Source organism: Vibrio sp. 2033, assembly GCF_033339735.1.
In genome coordinates, this window is the sequence record NZ_JAWOVC010000355.1 from 1 (window position 1) to 700 (window position 700).

A 700-nucleotide genomic window follows, 5' to 3' on the forward strand; every position below is an offset into this window, starting at 1 on the left:
TTACGAACAATGGTGCCAATCCCTCCGGGGAGGTTAGAAACAAAGGCCTTTTCTGGGTCGGTTAAGGTTCCAGAGTTCGTTGCGTATTTGTAGATCACACCAGGTGTAGAGCTTGTTCCTAACAGCATATCGGTGATCTGGTTCTTGATACCTTTGAGCACGACAGTTTTATTGCTGGAGCCAGCACTCAGGCAGTTGGTCGTATCAGAATCACAGGAATAGATCTCAACAGAACCGCCTGAAATCAGGTCTGACAAGGTGATCTTGTTACCTGGTAGGGTCGTCAGAGGGGTTGTTTTCGCACCAGTGCCGGTTGAGTTCGGGTCGTTTACCAGATCACCAATGATGACTGTGCCGGTTAAAGACATGATCGCTTCAAGAAGGGTGTTATCCCCGTACTGGAACCAGGTGTTGGCGTTGTTGCTCTTGAGTTGCTTCCAGACGATGTTGCCAATCATCTTGTTGTATTCGTCAGGTTTGTTGGCTTTCAGTTCTTCCAGAGGACTCTTGCCGCTGGTTTCCTGCTTGGACCCGAAGAAGTCTTCATACAGGCCGGAAGTTGTCGCGGTTATAGAAGCATCAGTTTTGTGTTTAAGGTCCATGCCGCTGGTTAGGTCGTTCACGAAACCTTGAGCGAGCTGGCAGGAGTTGCCCAGATGTTGGTTGAGCGCTTGCACTTTCTTCTGGAAGTTCTCTATCC

At 49.1% G+C, this 700-nt stretch carries 1 protein-coding gene; it reads right to left on the minus strand.

The genetic code is table 11. The features are described 5' to 3' along the window. Window positions 1-700: conjugal transfer protein TraH (locus tag R7P74_RS26565; protein ID WP_318123639.1), on the minus strand; the 700-nt coding region annotated here is incomplete at both ends.